This is a genomic window from Azospirillaceae bacterium, from assembly GCA_028283825.1.
In the GTDB taxonomy this organism is placed as follows: domain Bacteria; phylum Pseudomonadota; class Alphaproteobacteria; order Azospirillales; family Azospirillaceae; genus Nitrospirillum.
In genome coordinates, this window is sequence record JAPWJW010000003.1 from 913469 (window position 1) to 930039 (window position 16571).

The 16571-nt window shown below is 69.5% G+C and carries 13 protein-coding genes and 1 pseudogene; 8 read left to right on the forward strand and 6 right to left on the reverse strand.

Annotated elements, in window-relative coordinates:
• Window positions 1-5 precede the first annotated feature (5 nt).
• Together PW843_16205 and PW843_16210 are read right to left on the reverse strand one after the other, a co-directional pair.
• Entirely contained in the window at window positions 6-389 is a 384-nt protein-coding gene (locus tag PW843_16205; GenBank protein ID MDE1148144.1) for a nuclear transport factor 2 family protein, read from the reverse strand.
• Between the two features lie 71 nt (window positions 390-460).
• On the reverse strand, window positions 461-1294 hold the full coding sequence (locus PW843_16210) for a LytTR family DNA-binding domain-containing protein (GenBank protein MDE1148145.1): 834 nt from the start codon (window positions 1292-1294) through the stop codon (window positions 461-463).
• A 197-nt stretch (window positions 1295-1491) separates the two neighbouring features.
• Here PW843_16210 and PW843_16215 point away from each other — a divergent pair, with 197 nt between their 5' ends.
• Window positions 1492-2481 (forward strand): hypothetical protein, encoded by a 990-nt coding sequence (locus tag PW843_16215; protein MDE1148146.1) that lies wholly within the window; start codon window positions 1492-1494, stop codon window positions 2479-2481.
• Between the two features lie 3 nt (window positions 2482-2484).
• On the opposite strand, the gene PW843_16220 is transcribed toward PW843_16215, so the two are convergent.
• Window positions 2485-2880, reverse strand: coding sequence for a helix-turn-helix domain-containing protein (locus PW843_16220; protein ID MDE1148147.1), 396 nt, complete (start codon window positions 2878-2880; stop codon window positions 2485-2487).
• A gap of 101 nt (window positions 2881-2981) precedes the next feature.
• Here PW843_16220 and PW843_16225 point away from each other — a divergent pair, with 101 nt between their 5' ends.
• Entirely contained in the window at window positions 2982-4055 is a 1074-nt protein-coding gene (locus tag PW843_16225) for an SDR family oxidoreductase (protein MDE1148148.1), read from the forward strand.
• A 51-nt stretch (window positions 4056-4106) separates the two neighbouring features.
• Here the strand turns inward: PW843_16225 and PW843_16230 are convergent, their stop codons facing one another.
• A complete protein-coding gene (locus PW843_16230) occupies window positions 4107-4898 on the reverse strand; it encodes a helix-turn-helix transcriptional regulator (protein ID MDE1148149.1) in 792 nt (263 codons plus the stop codon).
• 97 nt (window positions 4899-4995) lie between these two features.
• On the opposite strand from PW843_16230, the gene PW843_16235 reads away from it, so the two are divergent.
• From PW843_16235 to PW843_16250, 4 genes and pseudogenes are all read left to right on the forward strand, one after another.
• Window positions 4996-6450 (forward strand): TolC family protein, encoded by a 1455-nt coding sequence (locus tag PW843_16235; GenBank protein ID MDE1148150.1) that lies wholly within the window; start codon window positions 4996-4998, stop codon window positions 6448-6450.
• Window positions 6447-7565, forward strand: a complete 1119-nt coding sequence (locus tag PW843_16240) for an HlyD family secretion protein (protein ID MDE1148151.1) — start codon at window positions 6447-6449, stop codon at window positions 7563-7565. The genes PW843_16235 and PW843_16240 overlap by 4 nt, the downstream gene beginning before the upstream one ends.
• A 68-nt stretch (window positions 7566-7633) precedes the next feature.
• Window positions 7634-8074 (forward strand): annotated as a pseudogene (locus tag PW843_16245) (MFS transporter).
• Between the two features lie 115 nt (window positions 8075-8189).
• Window positions 8190-9122, forward strand: a complete 933-nt coding sequence (locus tag PW843_16250) for an MFS transporter (protein ID MDE1148152.1) — start codon at window positions 8190-8192, stop codon at window positions 9120-9122.
• On the opposite strand, the gene PW843_16255 is transcribed toward PW843_16250, so the two are convergent.
• Together PW843_16255 and PW843_16260 are read right to left on the reverse strand one after the other, a co-directional pair.
• Complete coding sequence (locus PW843_16255; protein MDE1148153.1) at window positions 9123-12284, reverse strand: VIT domain-containing protein; 3162 nt, start codon at window positions 12282-12284, stop codon at window positions 9123-9125.
• 214 nt (window positions 12285-12498) lie between these two features.
• Complete coding sequence (locus tag PW843_16260) at window positions 12499-14007, reverse strand: peptidase S10 (GenBank protein ID MDE1148154.1); 1509 nt, start codon at window positions 14005-14007, stop codon at window positions 12499-12501.
• 488 nt (window positions 14008-14495) lie between these two features.
• Between PW843_16260 and PW843_16265 the strand changes: the two genes are divergently transcribed.
• Both PW843_16265 and PW843_16270 read left to right on the forward strand, forming a co-directional pair.
• Window positions 14496-16085 carry a tyrosinase family protein gene (locus PW843_16265; GenBank protein MDE1148155.1) on the forward strand — a complete coding sequence of 530 codons (1590 nt, stop codon included), beginning with the start codon at window positions 14496-14498 and terminating at the stop codon, window positions 16083-16085.
• 4 nt (window positions 16086-16089) lie between these two features.
• A complete protein-coding gene (locus PW843_16270; GenBank protein ID MDE1148156.1) occupies window positions 16090-16560 on the forward strand; it encodes a hypothetical protein in 471 nt (156 codons plus the stop codon).
• The last annotated feature ends 11 nt before the right edge of the window (window positions 16561-16571 follow it).

A 16571-nucleotide genomic window follows, 5' to 3' on the forward strand; every position in this document is an offset into this window, starting at 1 on the left:
TTCCCTTATCCAGCGTGTGTATCGTCAAGCTTGTCCAGTACAGGGGCGCCGGTGACGAACCAGGCGCGGGTGATGCGTTCGCCCGTCACCTCATAGATCGCCAGCACGTCCAGGGTGCCGGTACCTTCCGGGAAGGTGCGGGTCACCACCTCGCGGTCCACCACGGTGTTGCCCACGCAGAGACGCTGCACCAGATGGCCGTGCAGGTTGGGCTCCTGGAACCGCGTCACGTGCCGCGCCCGGATCTCCGCCGCCCCCGACGCCAGCAGCGTGTCGGGATGCTGGTAGATGCGGGCATCGGTTGCCCAATAGGTCATGAAGGTGTCGATGTCCTTGGCGTTGTAGGCCTGCAACTGGCCGTCGGCGACCTGGTCGGGGGTAAGGGGCATCACGCGGGGTCCCATGCAGGAAAAACGATGTCGCGCCCCTTATGCGGCAACCGTTCCCCATCGCGCCGCCATCATTCGGCATGGCGCCCATTCGCGATGCCGGCCCGTTGGTCATCCAGCCAACCCGCGGCCCGCACGGCGGCCACGCTGGTGCGCGCCACCGGCGCCTCCAGCCCCGTGACCAGGCGCAGGCGCAGGTTCCGCCCGTCGCGCACCAGCCCCGCCACGGCGGCCCGCGCCACCCACCAGGAGCGATGCACCCTCATGCCCGGCACATCGTCCAGTTCGGCGACGGCCTGGTGCAGGGGGATCAACACCAGGGCGGAGCCCAGCGGCGTGTGGGCGCGCACGTAGTGATCCTCCATGCTGAGCGCCAGCAGATCGCGGCCCAGCGCCGCCGGCAGGCGGGCGAGGAAAGAGGAGGCAGGCGTGCCGGCGGTTTGCGATTCCGGCGACCCTTCCTGGCCGGCCGGCGACCGGCGCAAATGCCCGGCCACCGCGCCATAGCCGTACGCGCTGCACAGCGCCATCAGCAGCGTCTGGCCATACCACAGCGGCCAGCCGATGCGGGCGATGGGCCCCGGCCACAGGGTCAACGCCAACAGGCGGCAGGCGATCGCCAAAGGAAGGGCGGCCAGGACGGCGACCAGTGCCGCCAGGCCCATTCTTTTCCGCCAATCCCAGCCTCGGGCATTAACGAAGGCCAGGCGCAGGACAACCCCCAGGATGGCCGTTCCCAGCCACTGCGCCGCCACCCAATAGGCCAGCAGCAGGATCAGCGAGTCGTTATAGAAACTGCCGAACGGGCCGATCAGACCCAGCGCCACGCCCACGACGCTCGCCAGCGCGAACGCCCGCACCCAGGACCGCCCGTCCCCGAAAACCTGCCGCCAGACGCCGTCCATGCCCCCGCCCCGTTCGGGCCACCGTCACGAGTGCCTTCATAACACGGATGGCCGCCCACCGGCGAACGGCCACGTCGCCAACTGCCCCCTCGCCCATCCGCGAACCCGTTCGCCCGTTCGCGCACGAGCGGCGGATTCCCTGGGGAAATCCGCCGATAACGCCAGGATCGCCCTTCACCATCATGGATGTGAACCCCATGCGCCGCCTGATCATGGCCCTATCGTTCTGCCTTGTCCTGTCCGCCCCCCTGTTGCCCGTCCAGGCCCAGGCCGCCGTGGGCTTCCGCTGGCTGTCCATGCCGGACGGCAGCAACCCACCGGTGGAGGTCGCCATCTGGTACCCCACCGACGCACCGGCCCAGCCCACCGCCGTGGGCCCGCTGGTACAAACGGTGGCGCCCGACGCGCCGGTGCGCGGCACCGGCCTGCCCTTGGTGGTCGTGTCCCACGGCAACGGCGGCAACGCCACCGGCCATGCCGACACCGCCTGGGCCCTGGCCGATGCCGGTTTCGTCGTGGCGGCCCTGACCCATACCGGCGACAATGTGAAGGACCAGAGCCGGGCCACCGACCTGCCCAACCGGCCGCGACAGTTGCGCCTGCTGATCAGCCATATCACCGCCACCTGGGCGGATGTCGTGGACGGCCATCGGGTGGGCGCCTTCGGTTTTTCCGCCGGTGGGTTCACCGTGCTGGCGGCGGCGGGCGGACAATTGGACCTGGCCGCGATCGGCCCCCATTGCGCCGCCCATCCGGATTTCTTCGATTGCCGGCTGATGGCCGCTCGCCCGCCGGCCGGCATGTCGTCCGGCCATCCCATGGGCCGGCCGCGCGTCACCCCCGACCCGCGCATCCGCGCCCTGGTCGTGGCCGCCCCCGCCCTGGGTTTCGCCTTCACCGGCGGCGGACTGAAGGACGTGACCGCGCCGGTACAGTTGTGGCGGGCGGCGGATGACGAGATCCTGCCCCACCCCTATTATGCCGAGGCCGTGCGCCTGGCCCTGCCCACCCCGCCGGAAAGCCATGTGGTGGACCATGCCCGCCATTTCGACTTCCTGGTCCCGTGCTCCGCCACCCTGGAACAGGCGGTCCCCGCCCTCTGCCAGAGCGAACCCGGCTTCGACCGCGCCGCCTTCCACCGCGACTTCAACGCCGCTGTCGTGGCCTTTTTCCAAAGGACGCTATGATGGTCACTCGGACGGCGGCGACCGCCGGCGCGAGGTGACGCGGGGCTTCAGCGCGTCCAGGGCATCGGCGTTGCGGCGCCCCCAGTCGTACAGCATCTCGACCGGTTCGATGAAGCGCTGGCCCAGGGGCGTCAGGCCGTAATCCACGCTGGGCGGCAGGGTGTCGTGCACGCGGCGTTCCACCAGTCCGCTCTCCTCCATCTCCCGCAGGGTCTGGGTCAGCATCTTCTTGGAGATGCCGGGCAGGCTGCGGTGCAGGACGCCGGCACGGCAGCGGCCACCATGCAGGGCGTGCAGCGCATGCAGGATCATGCTGGTCCACTTGGCGGTGAAGATCTCAAGCACGCGGCGGGGGGCGCAATCCTCCCGCCAGTCGTCATCCGGGCTGCCGCTGATCATTGGCTGGATACCTTTTGGTGCCTATGTCCCAAACTGGTGCCGTCTGGACCCGACGCCCTGCTTACCTCTAGCCTCCCCCCATCAACAAGGAGCAATGAGTGATGACCGAGACAGCCTTGGTGGTGGGCGCCACCGGTATCGTGGGCCGCGCGACGGCCGCACTGCTGGTGGAACAGGGATGGCGGGTGGCGGGACTGTCGCGCACACCGACAACGCAGGCCGGCGTGGCGCCCGTCTCCGCCGACCTTCAGGACCCGGCCGCCGTGGCCCTGGCCCTGGCCGACGTGCGCCCCACCCACATCTTCCTGACGACCTGGAGCCGCCAGGCGACGGAGGCGGAGAACATCCGCGTCAACGCCGCCATGGTGCGCAACGTGCTGGATGCCGTGCGCGCGGCTGCAACGCTGCGCCACGTGGCCCTGGTCACCGGGCTGAAGCACTATCTCGGGCCGTTCGAAGCCTATGGCAAGGGCAGCCTGCCCCAAACCCCGTTCCGGGAAGACCAGGGCCGGCTGGACGTCGATAACTTCTATTACGCGCAGGAGGACGCGGTGTTCGCCACCGCCGCCCGCGACGGCTTCCGCTGGAGCGTCCACCGCCCCCACACCATCATCGGCCAGGCGGTGGGCAACGCCATGAACATGGGCACGACGCTGGCGGCCTATGCCACCCTGTGCCGGGAGACGGGCCGGCCCTTCCACTTCCCCGGTTCGCCTGCGCAATGGCACGGCCTGACCGACATGACGGACGCGCGCCTGCTGGCCCGGCACCTGCTGTGGGCCGCCACCACGCCGGCCGCCGCCGATGAGGCGTTCAACGTGGTGAACGGCGACATCTTCCGCTGGAAATGGATGTGGGGCCGCATCGCCGACTGGTTCGGGGTGCAGGCCGCCCCGTTCACCGCCACGGACGCGACCGGCATCCTGCCGCTGGAACAACAGATGGCCGGGGACGACGCGGCCTGGGCCGCCATCGCCGCCAAGCACAGCCTGGTGGAACCCGACCTGCGCCGCCTGGCCAGCCCCTGGCACACCGACGCCGACCTGGGCCGTCCCATCGAGGTGGTGACCGACATGTCCAAAAGCCGGCGCCTGGGCTTCACCACCTATCAGGCCACGGACGAGGCCTTTTTCGACCTGTTCCGGGAACTGCGGGCGAACCGCCTGATCCCTTGAGGTTGTTGTGCGTCCCTCAGGCGCCGGTCGGAGCCTAGCGGCATGAGAAATTCATGCCGCGGGTGTGGCGTTAGCCGCTCCCAAATATTCCGTGGGTGACAGGCCCAGGGTGCGGCGGAACATGGCGGTGAAGGCGCTGGGGCTGTCGTAGCCATGCTCCAGCGCCACCTCCAGCACGCTGGCGCCGGCCGCCAGGCGCGGCAGGCTGAGCAGCAGGCGCATGCGGCGGCGCCAGTCGCCGAAACCCATGCCGACCTCTCGCTGGAACAGGCGGGCCAGGGTGCGGCCGCTCATGTGCGCCGATACCGCCAGGCCTTCCAGCGTATCCGGCGCCGACGGGTCGGCGATCATGCGCTGGCACAGGCGCAACAGGCGCGGATCGCGCGGCAACGGCACGTGCAGATCCAGGCGGGGTGCGGCCAGCAGTTCATCCAGGATCAGGTCCATCACCCGCTGGTCGCGCCCGCCCGCGTCGTAATCCAGCGGGATGGCCGTGGCGGCGATGATGGCCTCGCGCAACAGTGGGCTGACGGCGATGACGGCGCAGGCGTCGGGCAGACCACCCCTCGCGTCCGGCCGCACGAAAACGGTGCGCATGGCGACCGCCCCGGCGATGCGGATTTCATGTTCCACCCCCGCCGGCATCCACACCGCCCGGCCGGTGGGCACCACCCAGCTGCCGCCGGCGCTGACCACCGTCATCACCCCGGTCAGGGCATGGATCAGTTGGGCGCGATCATGGTCATGGGCCGGGATGTCCTGGCCGTGCGCATAGTCCCACGCCAGGGCGGCGATGGGCCGGACCGTCGCGTGGCAATCGTGATGGGTGCGGATATTGTCCATATCGCGATGATTGTTGTCCAATGCGCGAGAGAAAGACAAGAGCCGTTGTGGCTGGATGGGGCCCCTTGGTTCGTCCTTCAACCGGTTGCCCCGCCTCATGTCCCTTGCCCGCTTCCCCCTGTCATGCCTGCTGGCCCCGCTGGCCCTGGCTGGCTGCACACTGGGCCCGGCCCAGCCGCCACCACCGACGATCAACATCCCCAACGCCCCGCTCGCGGACGCCACCCCGCCGGTGCCGGATGCCTGGTGGCGCCTGTACGCCGACCCGGCCCTGGACGGGTTGGTCGCCCAGGCGCTGGAGCGCAACCGCGATCTGCGCGCCGGTGCTGCCGCGGTGCTGGAGGCGCGGGCCCTGTTGGGCGCCCGTGAGGATGAGCGGCAACCGCAAACCGCCCTGACCGCCGGCGCCGGTTATGGCAGCACCGCCACCGACCAGTTGGCCGCCGCCCTGGCCCAAACGCCGGTGCGCACCGGTCCACGTTACGACCTGGGTTTCCAACTGGGGTGGGAGGTCGACCTGGTCGGCCGCCTGCGCCAGGGCGTGGCGGCGGCAACAGCGGATGTGGCGGCCGCGCAAGCCGTGGCGGACGGCCTGCGCGTGGTGGTGGCCGCCGCTACCACCCGCGCCTATGCCGACGCCTGCGCCTATGCCGCCCGCCTGGCCATGGCCCGACGGTCGGTGGCCCTGCTGGACCAGGGGTTGGATGTGCGCTGGCGCCTGCGCGACGCCGGGGCCGCCACGCCGCTGGACGTGGCACGGGCGGCGGCCCTGCTGGACCAGGCACGGGCGGCCCTGCCGCCGCTGGAGGCCGGCCGGCGCAACGCGCTGTATGAGCTGGCGGCGCTGACCGGCCAACCGCCGGACGCCGTGCCGGACGCCGCCGCCCGCTGCGAAGCCCCGCCGCGGCTGGCCGGTCCCCTGCCGCTGGGCGATGTCACCGGCCTGCTGCGCCGCCGCCCCGACGTGCGCGCGGCGGAACGGCGCCTGGCCGCCAGCACCGCGCGCATCGGGGTGGCCATGGCCGACCTGTATCCCCGCGTCACCCTGGGCGCCGGCGTCGCCGACTCCGCCCCGGGCATCAACGGCCTCAGTCAATCGCAGAACGTGGTGTGGAGCGTCGGCCCCCTGCTGTCCTGGCGCTTCCCCAACGTCGGCGCCGCCCGGGCCGCCATCGCCGGGGCGCAGGCGCACCAGGCCGGCGACCTGGCGCGTTTCGACGCCGCCATCCTGACCGCGTTGAAGGAAGTGCGGCAGGCCCTGGCCCTCTATGAGGCAGCGGAAGCCCGACGCACCGCGCTGGCCCAGGCGACGGCGCACGCCGATGAAGCCTTGCGCCTGGCCCGGTTGGGCCGCCGGTCGGGTGCCGCCACGGCGCTGGAGGTGCTGGACGCCGAACGCGGTGCCGTCACCGCCGACACCGACCTGGCCACGGCCGACGCCGCCGTGACGGACGCCGAAATCACCCTGTTCAAGGCCCTGGGCGGCGGCTGGGCGGAAGCGCCGGCCGTCACGCCCGCCGCCACTGACCACACGCGAGTATCCCCGTCATGACCACGCAAGACCCCGCCATCGCGGCCCCCACACCGTCCCGCAAGGCCCTGGTCATCGGGGCCGGCGGATTGGCCGGCATCGCCCTGGCCACCACCGGCGCCTATTGGTGGACCACCGGCCGCTTCCTGGAATCCACCGACGACGCCTATGTCCGCGCCGATGTCATCGCCATCAGCCCGCGCGTCGCCGGCCTGGTGACCGAGGTCGCGGTGGCCGACAACCAGCGGGTCGCGGCCGGCGACGTGCTGGCCCGCATCGAGGATCGCGACTATCGCGCCCACCTGGCCCTGGCCGACGGCACGGTGGCCGCGGCGCAAGCGGACATCGCGGCGGATGAGGCGGCAATCGCCAGCCTGGCGGCACAGCTGCAACAGCAACACAGCCAGATCGCCGCCGCGACCGCCGAAGTGGCTGCCCGTCAGGCCGACGACCATCGGGCCGGTCTGGACTACCGTCGTCAGCAGCTGTTGACCCAACAGCAGGTCACCAGCGCCCAATTGCTGGAAACCGCCGACGCCGACGCCCGTCGGGCCCAAGCGGCCGTCGCCGCGGCACGGGCCGCCGCGCAAGCGGCCAAGGATCGCCTGGCCGTCCTGGACTCCGAAACCCAGCGGGCCACAGCCACGCTGGCAAAGGCTCACGCCCAATTGGCGGAGGCCGAGGCGCAACGCGACCTGGCCCGCATCGACCTGGACCGCACCATCATCCGCGCACCCGCCGCCGGCACGGTGGGCCAGCGCACCCTGCGCCCTGGCCAGGGGGTGGAGGTGGGCACGCCCCTGATGGCCCTGGTGCCGGCCGACGCCTACATCGTCGCCAACTACAAGGAAACCCAGTTGGACCAGGTGGCGCCGGGCCAGCCCGTGACCATCATTGTGGACGCCTTCGGCGGTGCGGTGCTGACCGGCCATGTCGACAGTTTCGCCCCGGCGTCGGGCGCGCAATTCGCGTTGCTGCCGCCGGACAACGCCACCGGCAACTTCACCAAGATCGTGCAGCGCATGCCGGTGCGCATCCGGGTGGATCCGGGCCAGCCCCGCGCCGGTGACCTGCGCCCCGGCCTGTCGGTGGTCACCCGCATCGACACGCGGCCCGGCGCCGGGGCCGTGCAATGAGCGCGCAGGACGAGACGGTATCCCTCCGCGCCTGGGTGGCGGTGATCGGCGGGGCCGTCGGCTGCTTCATGGCCGGCATGAACGTGCACGTCACCAACGCCTCCTTGCCCGACGTGCGCGGATCGCTGGGCGCCAGTTTCGAGGAAGGGTCGTGGATCACCACCGCCTATCTGGTGGCGGAAATCATCATCATTCCCCTGACCGCCTGGCTGGTCAGCGTCTTCTCGGCGCGCCGGGTGCTGATGGTGGGTTGCGGCGGCTTCGTGCTGTTTTCCATGGCCTGTTCGCTGGCCCCCACTATCGGCACCATGATCGCGGCCCGTACCCTGCAAGGGGCGTTCGGCGGCGTGCTGATCCCGCTGTCCTTCCAGCTGATCGTGACCGAGCTGCCAGCCAGCCGCCACCCGCTGGGCATGGCCCTGTTCGCCATTTCCAACAACGTCGCCCAGGCGGCCGGGCCCTCGCTGGGCGGCTGGCTGACCGACGCCTATTCCTGGCGCTGGATCTTTTATCTGCAGATACCCGCCCGGCCTGCTGCTGCTGGCTGCCATCGGCTGGTCCATCCGGCCGCAGCCGGTGGCGCTGGAAAAACTGCGCAACGGCGATTGGGGTGGCATCATCGCCATGGCGGTCGGCCTGTCGGCCCTGCAAATCCTGCTGGAGGAAGGTGGGCGCAAGGACTGGTTTTCCTCCGCCTTCATTGTCGAGGCCGCCATCGTCGCCGCCGTCGGCCTGGCCGCCTTCGTGATCATCGAGCTTGGGCGGACACAGCCCTTCATCAACCTGCGCCTGCTGGGCCGCTATAATTTCGGGCTGGCCAGCCTGATGCAGTTCACCTTCGGCGCCGCCGTGTTCGGCGTCGTCTTCCTGGTGCCCAATTATTTCGCCGACGCCCAGGGCTATAACGCCCGGCAGATCGGCCTGACCATGATCCCCTATGGCGCGGTGCAACTGGTCATGTCCTTCGCCACGCCGCCGCTGATGCGGCGCATCGGCGTGCGCCTGGCCATCGCCCTGGGTTTCGTCATCATGGCGGCGGGCTGCCTGATGAACATCCACCTGGATGCCGACGCCGCGCGCAACGTCATCGTGCCGTCGCTGGTGGTGCGCGGCATCGGCCAGTCGCTGATCGTGGTGGCGCTGGGCGTCATGGCGGTGCAGGGCCTGGAAAAGGCGGAGATGGGCTCCGCCTCCGGCGTGTTTTCCATGGTGCGCAACGTGGGCGGCGCCATCGGCATCGCCATCGCCGGCCAGTTCGTGGTGGACCGCGAAAAGCTGCACGCCGTCCATATCGGCGAAGCGGTGACCCCCTATGCCCTGGCCACCCGCGACCGCATGGTCGATCTGGTCCGCCTGCTGGCCCAGCACCCGGTGGATCGCGCGACCGCCCTCTACAGCAGTGCCACGGCGCCGCTGCGTCAGCGGGCCCTGGCGCTGCTGGACCAGGACGTGCACCGCCAGGCGCTGCTGATGTCCTACAGCGACGCCTTCCTGATCGCCGGCCTGGCCATGCTGGCCTGCGCCGGGGCCAGCCTGCTGCTGCGGGGCAAACGTTAGCTACTTGACCGTAACCCGCCCCACCACGCGCACGCCATCCTCCCCCGGTTTCAGTTCCACCTGGAACACCTGGCCCTCCTCCGACCCGCGCTCATAATTGCGGTAGAGGTGGGCGCGGATGGTGATGGGGCCGTTGGGGTTCAGGCGATCACTGGCGTAGATGTTGGCGCGGATGGTGTATTCGCCCGACGGCGCCCGGCGCAGCAGGTATTCCTCCGGCCCATAACCCTGGGTCATGTCGTGCGACAGCCGGCCGCCGATGCTGGTGCGCGGGTGGCTGTAGATGGCACGCTCGCCCGAGGGCTCATCCACCCACAGATCCATGTCGGTGGCGTCCACGTTCCATTCCAGGACGACACGCATGTCCACGTCCAGCTGCGCCCACAGGCGCGGGTCCAGCGGGATGTCGCGCGCACCCAGCTTTTGCAGGCGGGGCAGGATGCGGTTGGCCTCCATCAGGGCCACCAGTTCGATGCCGGTGAAGGCCGGCGCCCAGGTGCGGGTGACCACCTCATTCAGCAGCCGCAGGGCGCGTTCATAGTCCGCGCGCTGTGCCGCCACCGGGCCGCCGTGCTTGGCCGCCCGTTCCGCCCGCTCGATCAGGGCCAGCGCCAGGCTGCGGCGCGGCTGCGGCCGGTCGTCATCCAGGTACAGCACCTTCTCATACAGCCAGACGGCCCGTGTCTCCTGCCCGAAACGCATCAGATCGTCGGCCACGATGATCAGCGTGCCGGTGTCGGTGGTGGGCAGTTCCAGGGCGTTCAGCGCCATGGACGCCGCGGCGTCCGCCTGGCCGTCACGGAACAGCAGTTCCGCCACATCCAGGTAGAAGGCCGGCAGGGCGCCATAGCGCGCCGCCTGCTGGTCCAGCGCGGCATGGAAGCCCTCGGCATCGCCCAGATGCGCCTTCAATTCCCGCAGGTAGGGCCGGTCGGGGTTCCACGGCTCCGCCTCCACCTGGATGGCGGTGACTGAGCTGGTGGTGTCCATTTTGCCACCGATCGGGGCGACCGGCGCGTGGGCAACCCGGCTAGGACCAGCGGGGGGAGGCCCGCCGGAAGCCGGTGGGGGCGTTTCGATTTGCACCTCCACCTGCGGCATAAAGGGCGGCGGCTGCACCGCCTGCATCGGCGGTGGCGGGGGCGGCGCGGCCATGATGGGGGCCGGTGGCGGTGCAATTGGCCGAGGTGCCTGCGTCGGTGGCGCCACCACGGGCGGCCGGGCCTGCGTGGTCGGCGCGATGGGCGGTGGTGGGGGAACGGCAGCCGATTGGGTAGTCGCCGACTGGGCTGCGGCCGAAACCTTGCGCGGCTCCGGCTTCTTGCCGGCCCACCAGTCCTTTTCCTCCTGCCATTCCTGGACGACCATGTCCAGGCGCTGGTCCTGGGCCTGCCGCTTGGCCCGGGCCGTGTTCTCCACCCAGGCGGCATACTGGTTCTGCATCACCTTGTCGGCGCTGTCGGGCGGCGTGATGCCGGCGTCCACATAGTCCTGCAGGCGTTCCAGCACCAGGAACACGGCACCGCCGGCAGCCACGCTGTAGCGCCTGGCGAAACCGATGGCGGCGTCGCGGTCCGGCCGGTCGGTCGCCGTCATCTCCGCCAGCCGGTCGGCGGCCCACAGGGCGCCAGGCGCGTCCTCCGCCACCACGGCCGCGTCGGCCAGGTCGAATTTCAAGGCGCGCCCGTCAGCCAGGGCCAGGCGCACGGTACCCAGCGACGGCGGCGCGCGGCCGATCACGCGCACCTGGTCGGCCGCCGACGGCAGGAGGGTGAAGTCCAGCGCCGTTCCATCCGCCGCCTTCAGGTCGATGGCGCGGACGCCGGTGGCGGTCAGGCGGGCCAGCACGGCGTCCGCCCCCCGCGCCCTCAGGTCCAGATGCTCACCCCCCGACTTGTGCGCCAGCGCCGTCAGGAAGCCGTGGTCGGCCTCCGCCCCGCTGGACAGGGTGAACAGCGGGCAGGACGCCCGTTCCAACTGATAGGCGTCCAGGGTCACCGTGCCGTCACCGAAGAACAGGCAGGCGGCGGCGGGCGACGGGGCCGCCTTCAACACCCCGGCCAGGGAGGTGGCGCCGCCGTAGTCCAAGGCCTTCACCGCCGCGACCACGTCATCGGCCACTGGGCCTTTATCAAAGGTCAGGACGCGGGGTGCGGTATCGGCGAACAGCACCAGATCCACCGCCTGGGGCGCCGTGGCCGCCAGGTAGCGGGCCAGCAGATCCGTCTCCGCCGCCAAATCCGCCCGCTTGTGCGACAAGGACCGGTCCCAATAGATCCGGACACGGCCGCCGACACTCGCGGCCGGTGCCGCGGCCGGCGACACCCGGGCGTTGATCTCAAAGAAGGTGTCGCCCCCCTTGTGGCGGGTCAGCACCACCGGGGCCGCCGCCGGGGCCGCACCGATGGTCAGTGCGCCCGACAGGATAAGGCTGTCGGCATTGAGGCGCGCCTCCTGCCCCTGCGCGCCGGGGGTCCAGCGCAGGTCGGTGCCGTCCGGGCCGGTCAGCGCCGGCTGGGCCGCCGCGTCGGTGTCGATGACCAGCAGGCTGAACTTCGTCACCGGGTCCAGGGTCGCCAGGGGCAGGACATAAGGCTGGCCATCGCCGATGGGGCTGGCGAATTCCAGCCGGATGGTGCGCCCCCGGTTGGGGAAGATGGGGAAGACATGGGTGCGGAAGGCGTTGTCGTGCGTCACCTCCGCCAGGCCGGGATCGACGCCGCGCCGCACCTGTTTCTGATAGGCCAGGGTGGCGGCGCGCTTGGCCGCCAGTACCCCGTCGGCCATGGCCCCGTTCACGTCCAGGGCATAGCCGGTGACGGCAGCACCGGCGGGCAGATCCAGGGTGAAGTCCCCCTCCACCGCCACGTTGGTTGGGTTGGCGAAGATCGCCAGCAGCGTGGTGTGCGCCACCCCGCCGACGATTTTGACCGTGATGTCCAGTTTGCCGATGGTCAGGCCGTGGGTGGGCTGGCCGTTGCCGCCGGGGCCGGTGTAGTTGCGCGCCACCAGTTCCGGGCTATAGGCCCGCGCCGGCGCCGACAGCGCCTGGGCGTTGGCGTCCCCGCACCGTGCCCAGAACAGCACAGCGAGGAAAAAGATCAGCGAGACGAAAACCCAAACCGCGCGCCCGAAACCCCAGCCCACCAGCCTGTCCCGCATCCCATCCCCCCGGATTGTCGCACGAATGTAGGGTGCCTGCGCCCCATCGCGCAATGCCGGCACCCCTGCAATCGAACAAGAATGCGACAGATTGGCCGGCGGATTATGGCGGGCGTAAGGCTGCGATAATGCACGCATGGGGCGCGCTCAAAAGAAAACCGGCCGGGAGAGGCCCCCGGCCGGTTTCCATCACAACCCACGTGGCGGGCGCGTATTACTTGGCGTCGTACATCGCCATGATGTCCTTGCGGAAGGCGGCACCGCTGTCGGGGCGGGCGTAGAACATGTGGCCGCCGGGGTACATGCGCAGCTTCACCCGTTCCGGCACGCCGTAGGTCGGCATCTGGTCGATCAGCAGGCGCGAGCCGAAGTACGGGCAGGACAGGTCGTTCCAGCCGTGGACGATGGTCACCGCCATCTTGGGATCGTTGGCGATGGCCTTGCGCAGGTCGGTGACCGGTGCGTCCTTGTGATCACGCGTCCAGGCCTCGTTCACCTCATACGACAGGGCGTTGTAGCGCGCCTCCACCTTCCAGCCGACCTGGTTGGTGACGAAGTCCGCCATGGCCGAGGTGGTGGGGGCGATCAGGCCGTCCAGCAGCGGGTCGTTGTAGCGCGCCTCCGCACTGGCGGGGAACGGGTCGAAGGCGGTGACGTTGCTGTCATAGACCGAGCCCACCTTGCCGTCGGCGCGGTGGATTTCCCGCAGGTAGGTCTCGATATCCACGCGGCCGTTCATGCGGCGCACCAGCTTGGGATCCAGGCCGGTCAGGTCTGCGACCTTGGCCGACAGTCGGTCGGCCGCGGCCTTGTCGCGCGGGCCGGCCAGCAGGTCCTGCAGGAATTCCGTGCGGTCGTACTTCTCGACGGCACCCATGGTGCTCTCGTTCAGGGGTTTGCCCTGGCGTTCGAAGTTGCCGGCCGCCATGGCGGTCAGGTTGATCATCCACGGCAGGGGGGACAGCGCGTCCTCTTCCCCGATGGCGGGCGGGTCCAGGTAGGGCGACACCAGGGTCATGCCCGAGACACCGACACCGATGCGGCTTTGCAGGTAGTAGGCCAGGCGCGGCAGGCGGTAGCCGCCATAGCTTTCGCCCACCAGGTACTTCTTGCTGGTCAGGCGGTTGTTGGTCAGCAGCCAGTCATAAACGATGCGGCTGAGGTAATGGATGTCGGTGTCGGCGGTGAAGAACGCCTTCTTGGTCTGTTCCTCGTCCACCCGGGTGCGGCTGAAGCCGGTGCCGATGGGATCGATGAACACCAGGTCGGTGAAGTCCAGCCAGCTGTTGGGGTTGTCCTTCAGCACGGCACTGTCGGACGGGCTGTCGCCGGCCTTGCCGAACGCCACCTGCTTCGGGCCGATGGCGCCCAGGTTCAGGTAGACCGACGAAGCGCCAGGGCCGCCGTTGAAGGCGAAGGTCACAGGGCGGGTGGCGGGGTCGCGGCCGGCCACGGTGTAGGCGGTGTACACCACCTCGCCAATCGTCTTGCCCTTCTCATCCTTCACCGGCAGGGAGCCGACGGTGGCCGTGTATTCCACGTGCTTGCCGCCGATGACGGCCGACTGCTTCACGGACTTGGGCGCCGGGAACGGGGCCAGGTCGCTGTCGTCCTTCGGCGCCGCCGCCTTGGCGTCCGGCTTGGCCGGCTGGTCGGCCGCGAAGGTGGGTGAGCCCAGCGCCATCAGCAGCGCGAAGCACGAGGCGAAGGTGGTGATGCGCATTTAGGAAAGGTCCCCCTGGTCGGTCGGCATCTAAAAATGTGCCTGGATGACCCATTTTAGATCATGGCGCCTTAGGCCCCCGCAAGCCCGGGACGGCGATTGTGACGCTTGGGGCCACTTCGGCGGGCATCGCCGGTTGAATTGGCCCTTTTCCACCACCAATCCGCAACCTTCGGGCCGTCCATCTTGGATACAATATGCGCAGGAACCTCAAGACTCGCCGCCCAGGCGCCCGCCAATGGCCGTCACCGCCTGCACGCTCAGGCATAGGGACGCCGGTCGATCCGCAGACAACTGTGCCGCACGGCCGCCCCATCGTTCCACTACCGGGGCGCCCGATTCAGGCTGGGCAAACCCGATATCCTTCAAGCGGTTAACATGCTGTATACAATCTATTATATTTGAGAATTATCCATTAAGTATCCTTGTGGTTGTATTTCAGTGCCGCCATAGTGCGCCCCGAAGATCCGTTCCAAGGGGCACCCGCCATGCGTGTCAGCACTCCGTTCCACCTCAGCCGTCGCGCCTTCCTGGCCTCCACGGCCGTCACCGCCGGCCTGTCGGCTCTGCCGTTCCGGCCGGCGCGCGCCGCCGCCAAGTATCGGCGCTACAACGTCGCCAGCGCTGAGGGGCAGAAGGCGCTGGCCAGCTACGCCAAGGGGGTGGAGGCCATGCTGAACCTGCCGGCGGACAGCCCGCAGAACTGGTTCCGCAATGCCTTCATCCACCTGCTGGACTGCCCGCACGGCAACTGGTGGTTCTTCGTCTGGCACCGGGGCTACCTGGGCTATTTCGAACAGACCATCCGCACGCTGAGCAAGGACGACACCTTCGCCCTGCCCTATTGGGACTGGACACAGTCGCCGCAGATTCCGGCCGGCATGTTCGACGGCGTGCTGGACCCGACCTTCAAGGCGTATGAGCCCTATACCGGCACGTTCGACGCCTTCAGCGGCTTCATCAAGCCGACCATGGAAAAGTACTGGGCGTCGCTGTCGACCGCGCAGCAGGCGCAACAGCGCGCCCGCGGCAACAAGACCTTCCAGGATTTCTGGAACATGGTGACCGGCAACGGCGTCGCGGGCGACGAGGCCTTCGCCGTCACCGCCAGGGCCCGTTACCTGTCGCGCGACAACCCCAAGCTGGACGCCGACACGACCAAGGCGGTGTCGCCGGACACGGTCCGCGACGGCCTGGCCGTCACCGACTTCTACAATGAGGACGTGACCAAAAGCTTCACCAGTTCCAAGACCACCTCACACAACTCGCCGCCGGCCAAATTCTCCATCCTGGAGCATTACCCCCACAATCTGGTGCACAACTGCATCGGCGGTGTCGGCCCGTGGGATAACGGCCCCTATGGCAACATGACCAACTTCCTGTCGCCGGTGGACCCCATCTTCTTCCTGCACCACGCCAACATGGATCGGCTGTGGGATGTGTGGACCAACAAACAGCAGGCCGCCGGCTTGCCCATCCTGCCCCCGGCGGACCTTCTGGCCACCCTGTCGAAGCAGCCCTTCCTGTTTTATGTCGATGGCGGCGGCAACTACGTCGGCGACAGTAGCAAGGCGGGCGATTACCTCAGCACCGACCGCTTCGGTTATGATTATGAGCCGGGCTTCGGTTCGGACATCAAAGCGGGCACGGCGGTGGCGTCCAACGCGGTGCCTCGGACCTTCAAGGGTAGCCTGAAGAACAAGGCCGTCACCCTGGCCCTGCCGCACGCGGCGGTGGAGAACCACCAGGCCGCCCCCCTGGCCCGCCTGGTGGCGGAGATCACCGTGGCGCGGCCTGACAAGGGCGGGCGGGAATTCACCGTGCTGGTCAACGCCCCGCCAGGCGTGACGGAGGCCGCACCCGACAGCCCTTATTACGGCGGCATCATCGCCTTCTTCGGGCCGGCGATGCCGGGCATGGCCATGGACATGACCTTCACCGTGCCCCTGCCCAAGACGCTACAGGCCTTCACCCAGTTGGGGGCCGGCAACGCCGACCTGAACATCCGGCTGGTTCCGGCCCACGGCAAGGCCGGCCCCGTCCCCACCCTCAAGGCCCTGACCGTCAAGTCGCTGTGACCCCATGCGCCGGATCGCCGTTTGCCTCACCCTGCTCACCCTCGCCCAACTGGCGTGCGGCCTGGTCCTGATCCGGGAGGGGGCGGCGGCTGATCCGATGACGGATGACGACACGGGCCGGGACAACGCGGCAAGCGGCGGCGCGCGGGAAATCACCCTGACGCTGCCGCATCCGCCGACGGCGGGGGAGCGGGTATGGCTGCTGGTCCGCCTGGGCCCCGTCCAGCACGGGCAGGTGATCCAGGTCTCCACCCCCGCAGGGCGACGATTGGGTGTCGTTTCACCCTTCGGCGTCCGCGCGGGCCAGGACGCCGGGACCTATCCCCTGCCCCTGCCCGGCGACGCCGTGGAGGGGCAGCACCTGACCCTGCGCCTGGCGATCACCCAGGGCAATGGTCCGCCCCGGGCCCCGACGCTGGCCGAGGTGCCGGAGGTCAGCCTGACCGTCAGCCAGACACCGCCGCAGCCGGGATGATTTTCCATGAA

Coding starts and splice junctions, on each gene's coding strand:
- PW843_16240 (MDE1148151.1), top strand. CDS start 6,447: ATGACCACGCAAGACCCCGCCATCGCGGCCCCCACACCGTCCCGCAAG.
- PW843_16210 (MDE1148145.1), bottom strand. CDS start 1,294: ATGGACGGCGTCTGGCGGCAGGTTTTCGGGGACGGGCGGTCCTGGGTG.
- PW843_16270 (MDE1148156.1), top strand. CDS start 16,090: ATGCGCCGGATCGCCGTTTGCCTCACCCTGCTCACCCTCGCCCAACTG.
- PW843_16250 (MDE1148152.1), top strand. CDS start 8,190: ATGGCGGTCGGCCTGTCGGCCCTGCAAATCCTGCTGGAGGAAGGTGGG.
- PW843_16260 (MDE1148154.1), bottom strand. CDS start 14,007: ATGCGCATCACCACCTTCGCCTCGTGCTTCGCGCTGCTGATGGCGCTG.
- PW843_16255 (MDE1148153.1), bottom strand. CDS start 12,284: ATGCGGGACAGGCTGGTGGGCTGGGGTTTCGGGCGCGCGGTTTGGGTT.
- PW843_16205 (MDE1148144.1), bottom strand. CDS start 389: ATGCCCCTTACCCCCGACCAGGTCGCCGACGGCCAGTTGCAGGCCTAC.
- PW843_16230 (MDE1148149.1), bottom strand. CDS start 4,898: ATGGACAATATCCGCACCCATCACGATTGCCACGCGACGGTCCGGCCC.
- PW843_16215 (MDE1148146.1), top strand. CDS start 1,492: ATGCGCCGCCTGATCATGGCCCTATCGTTCTGCCTTGTCCTGTCCGCC.
- PW843_16235 (MDE1148150.1), top strand. CDS start 4,996: ATGTCCCTTGCCCGCTTCCCCCTGTCATGCCTGCTGGCCCCGCTGGCC.
- PW843_16220 (MDE1148147.1), bottom strand. CDS start 2,880: ATGATCAGCGGCAGCCCGGATGACGACTGGCGGGAGGATTGCGCCCCC.
- PW843_16265 (MDE1148155.1), top strand. CDS start 14,496: ATGCGTGTCAGCACTCCGTTCCACCTCAGCCGTCGCGCCTTCCTGGCC.
- PW843_16225 (MDE1148148.1), top strand. CDS start 2,982: ATGACCGAGACAGCCTTGGTGGTGGGCGCCACCGGTATCGTGGGCCGC.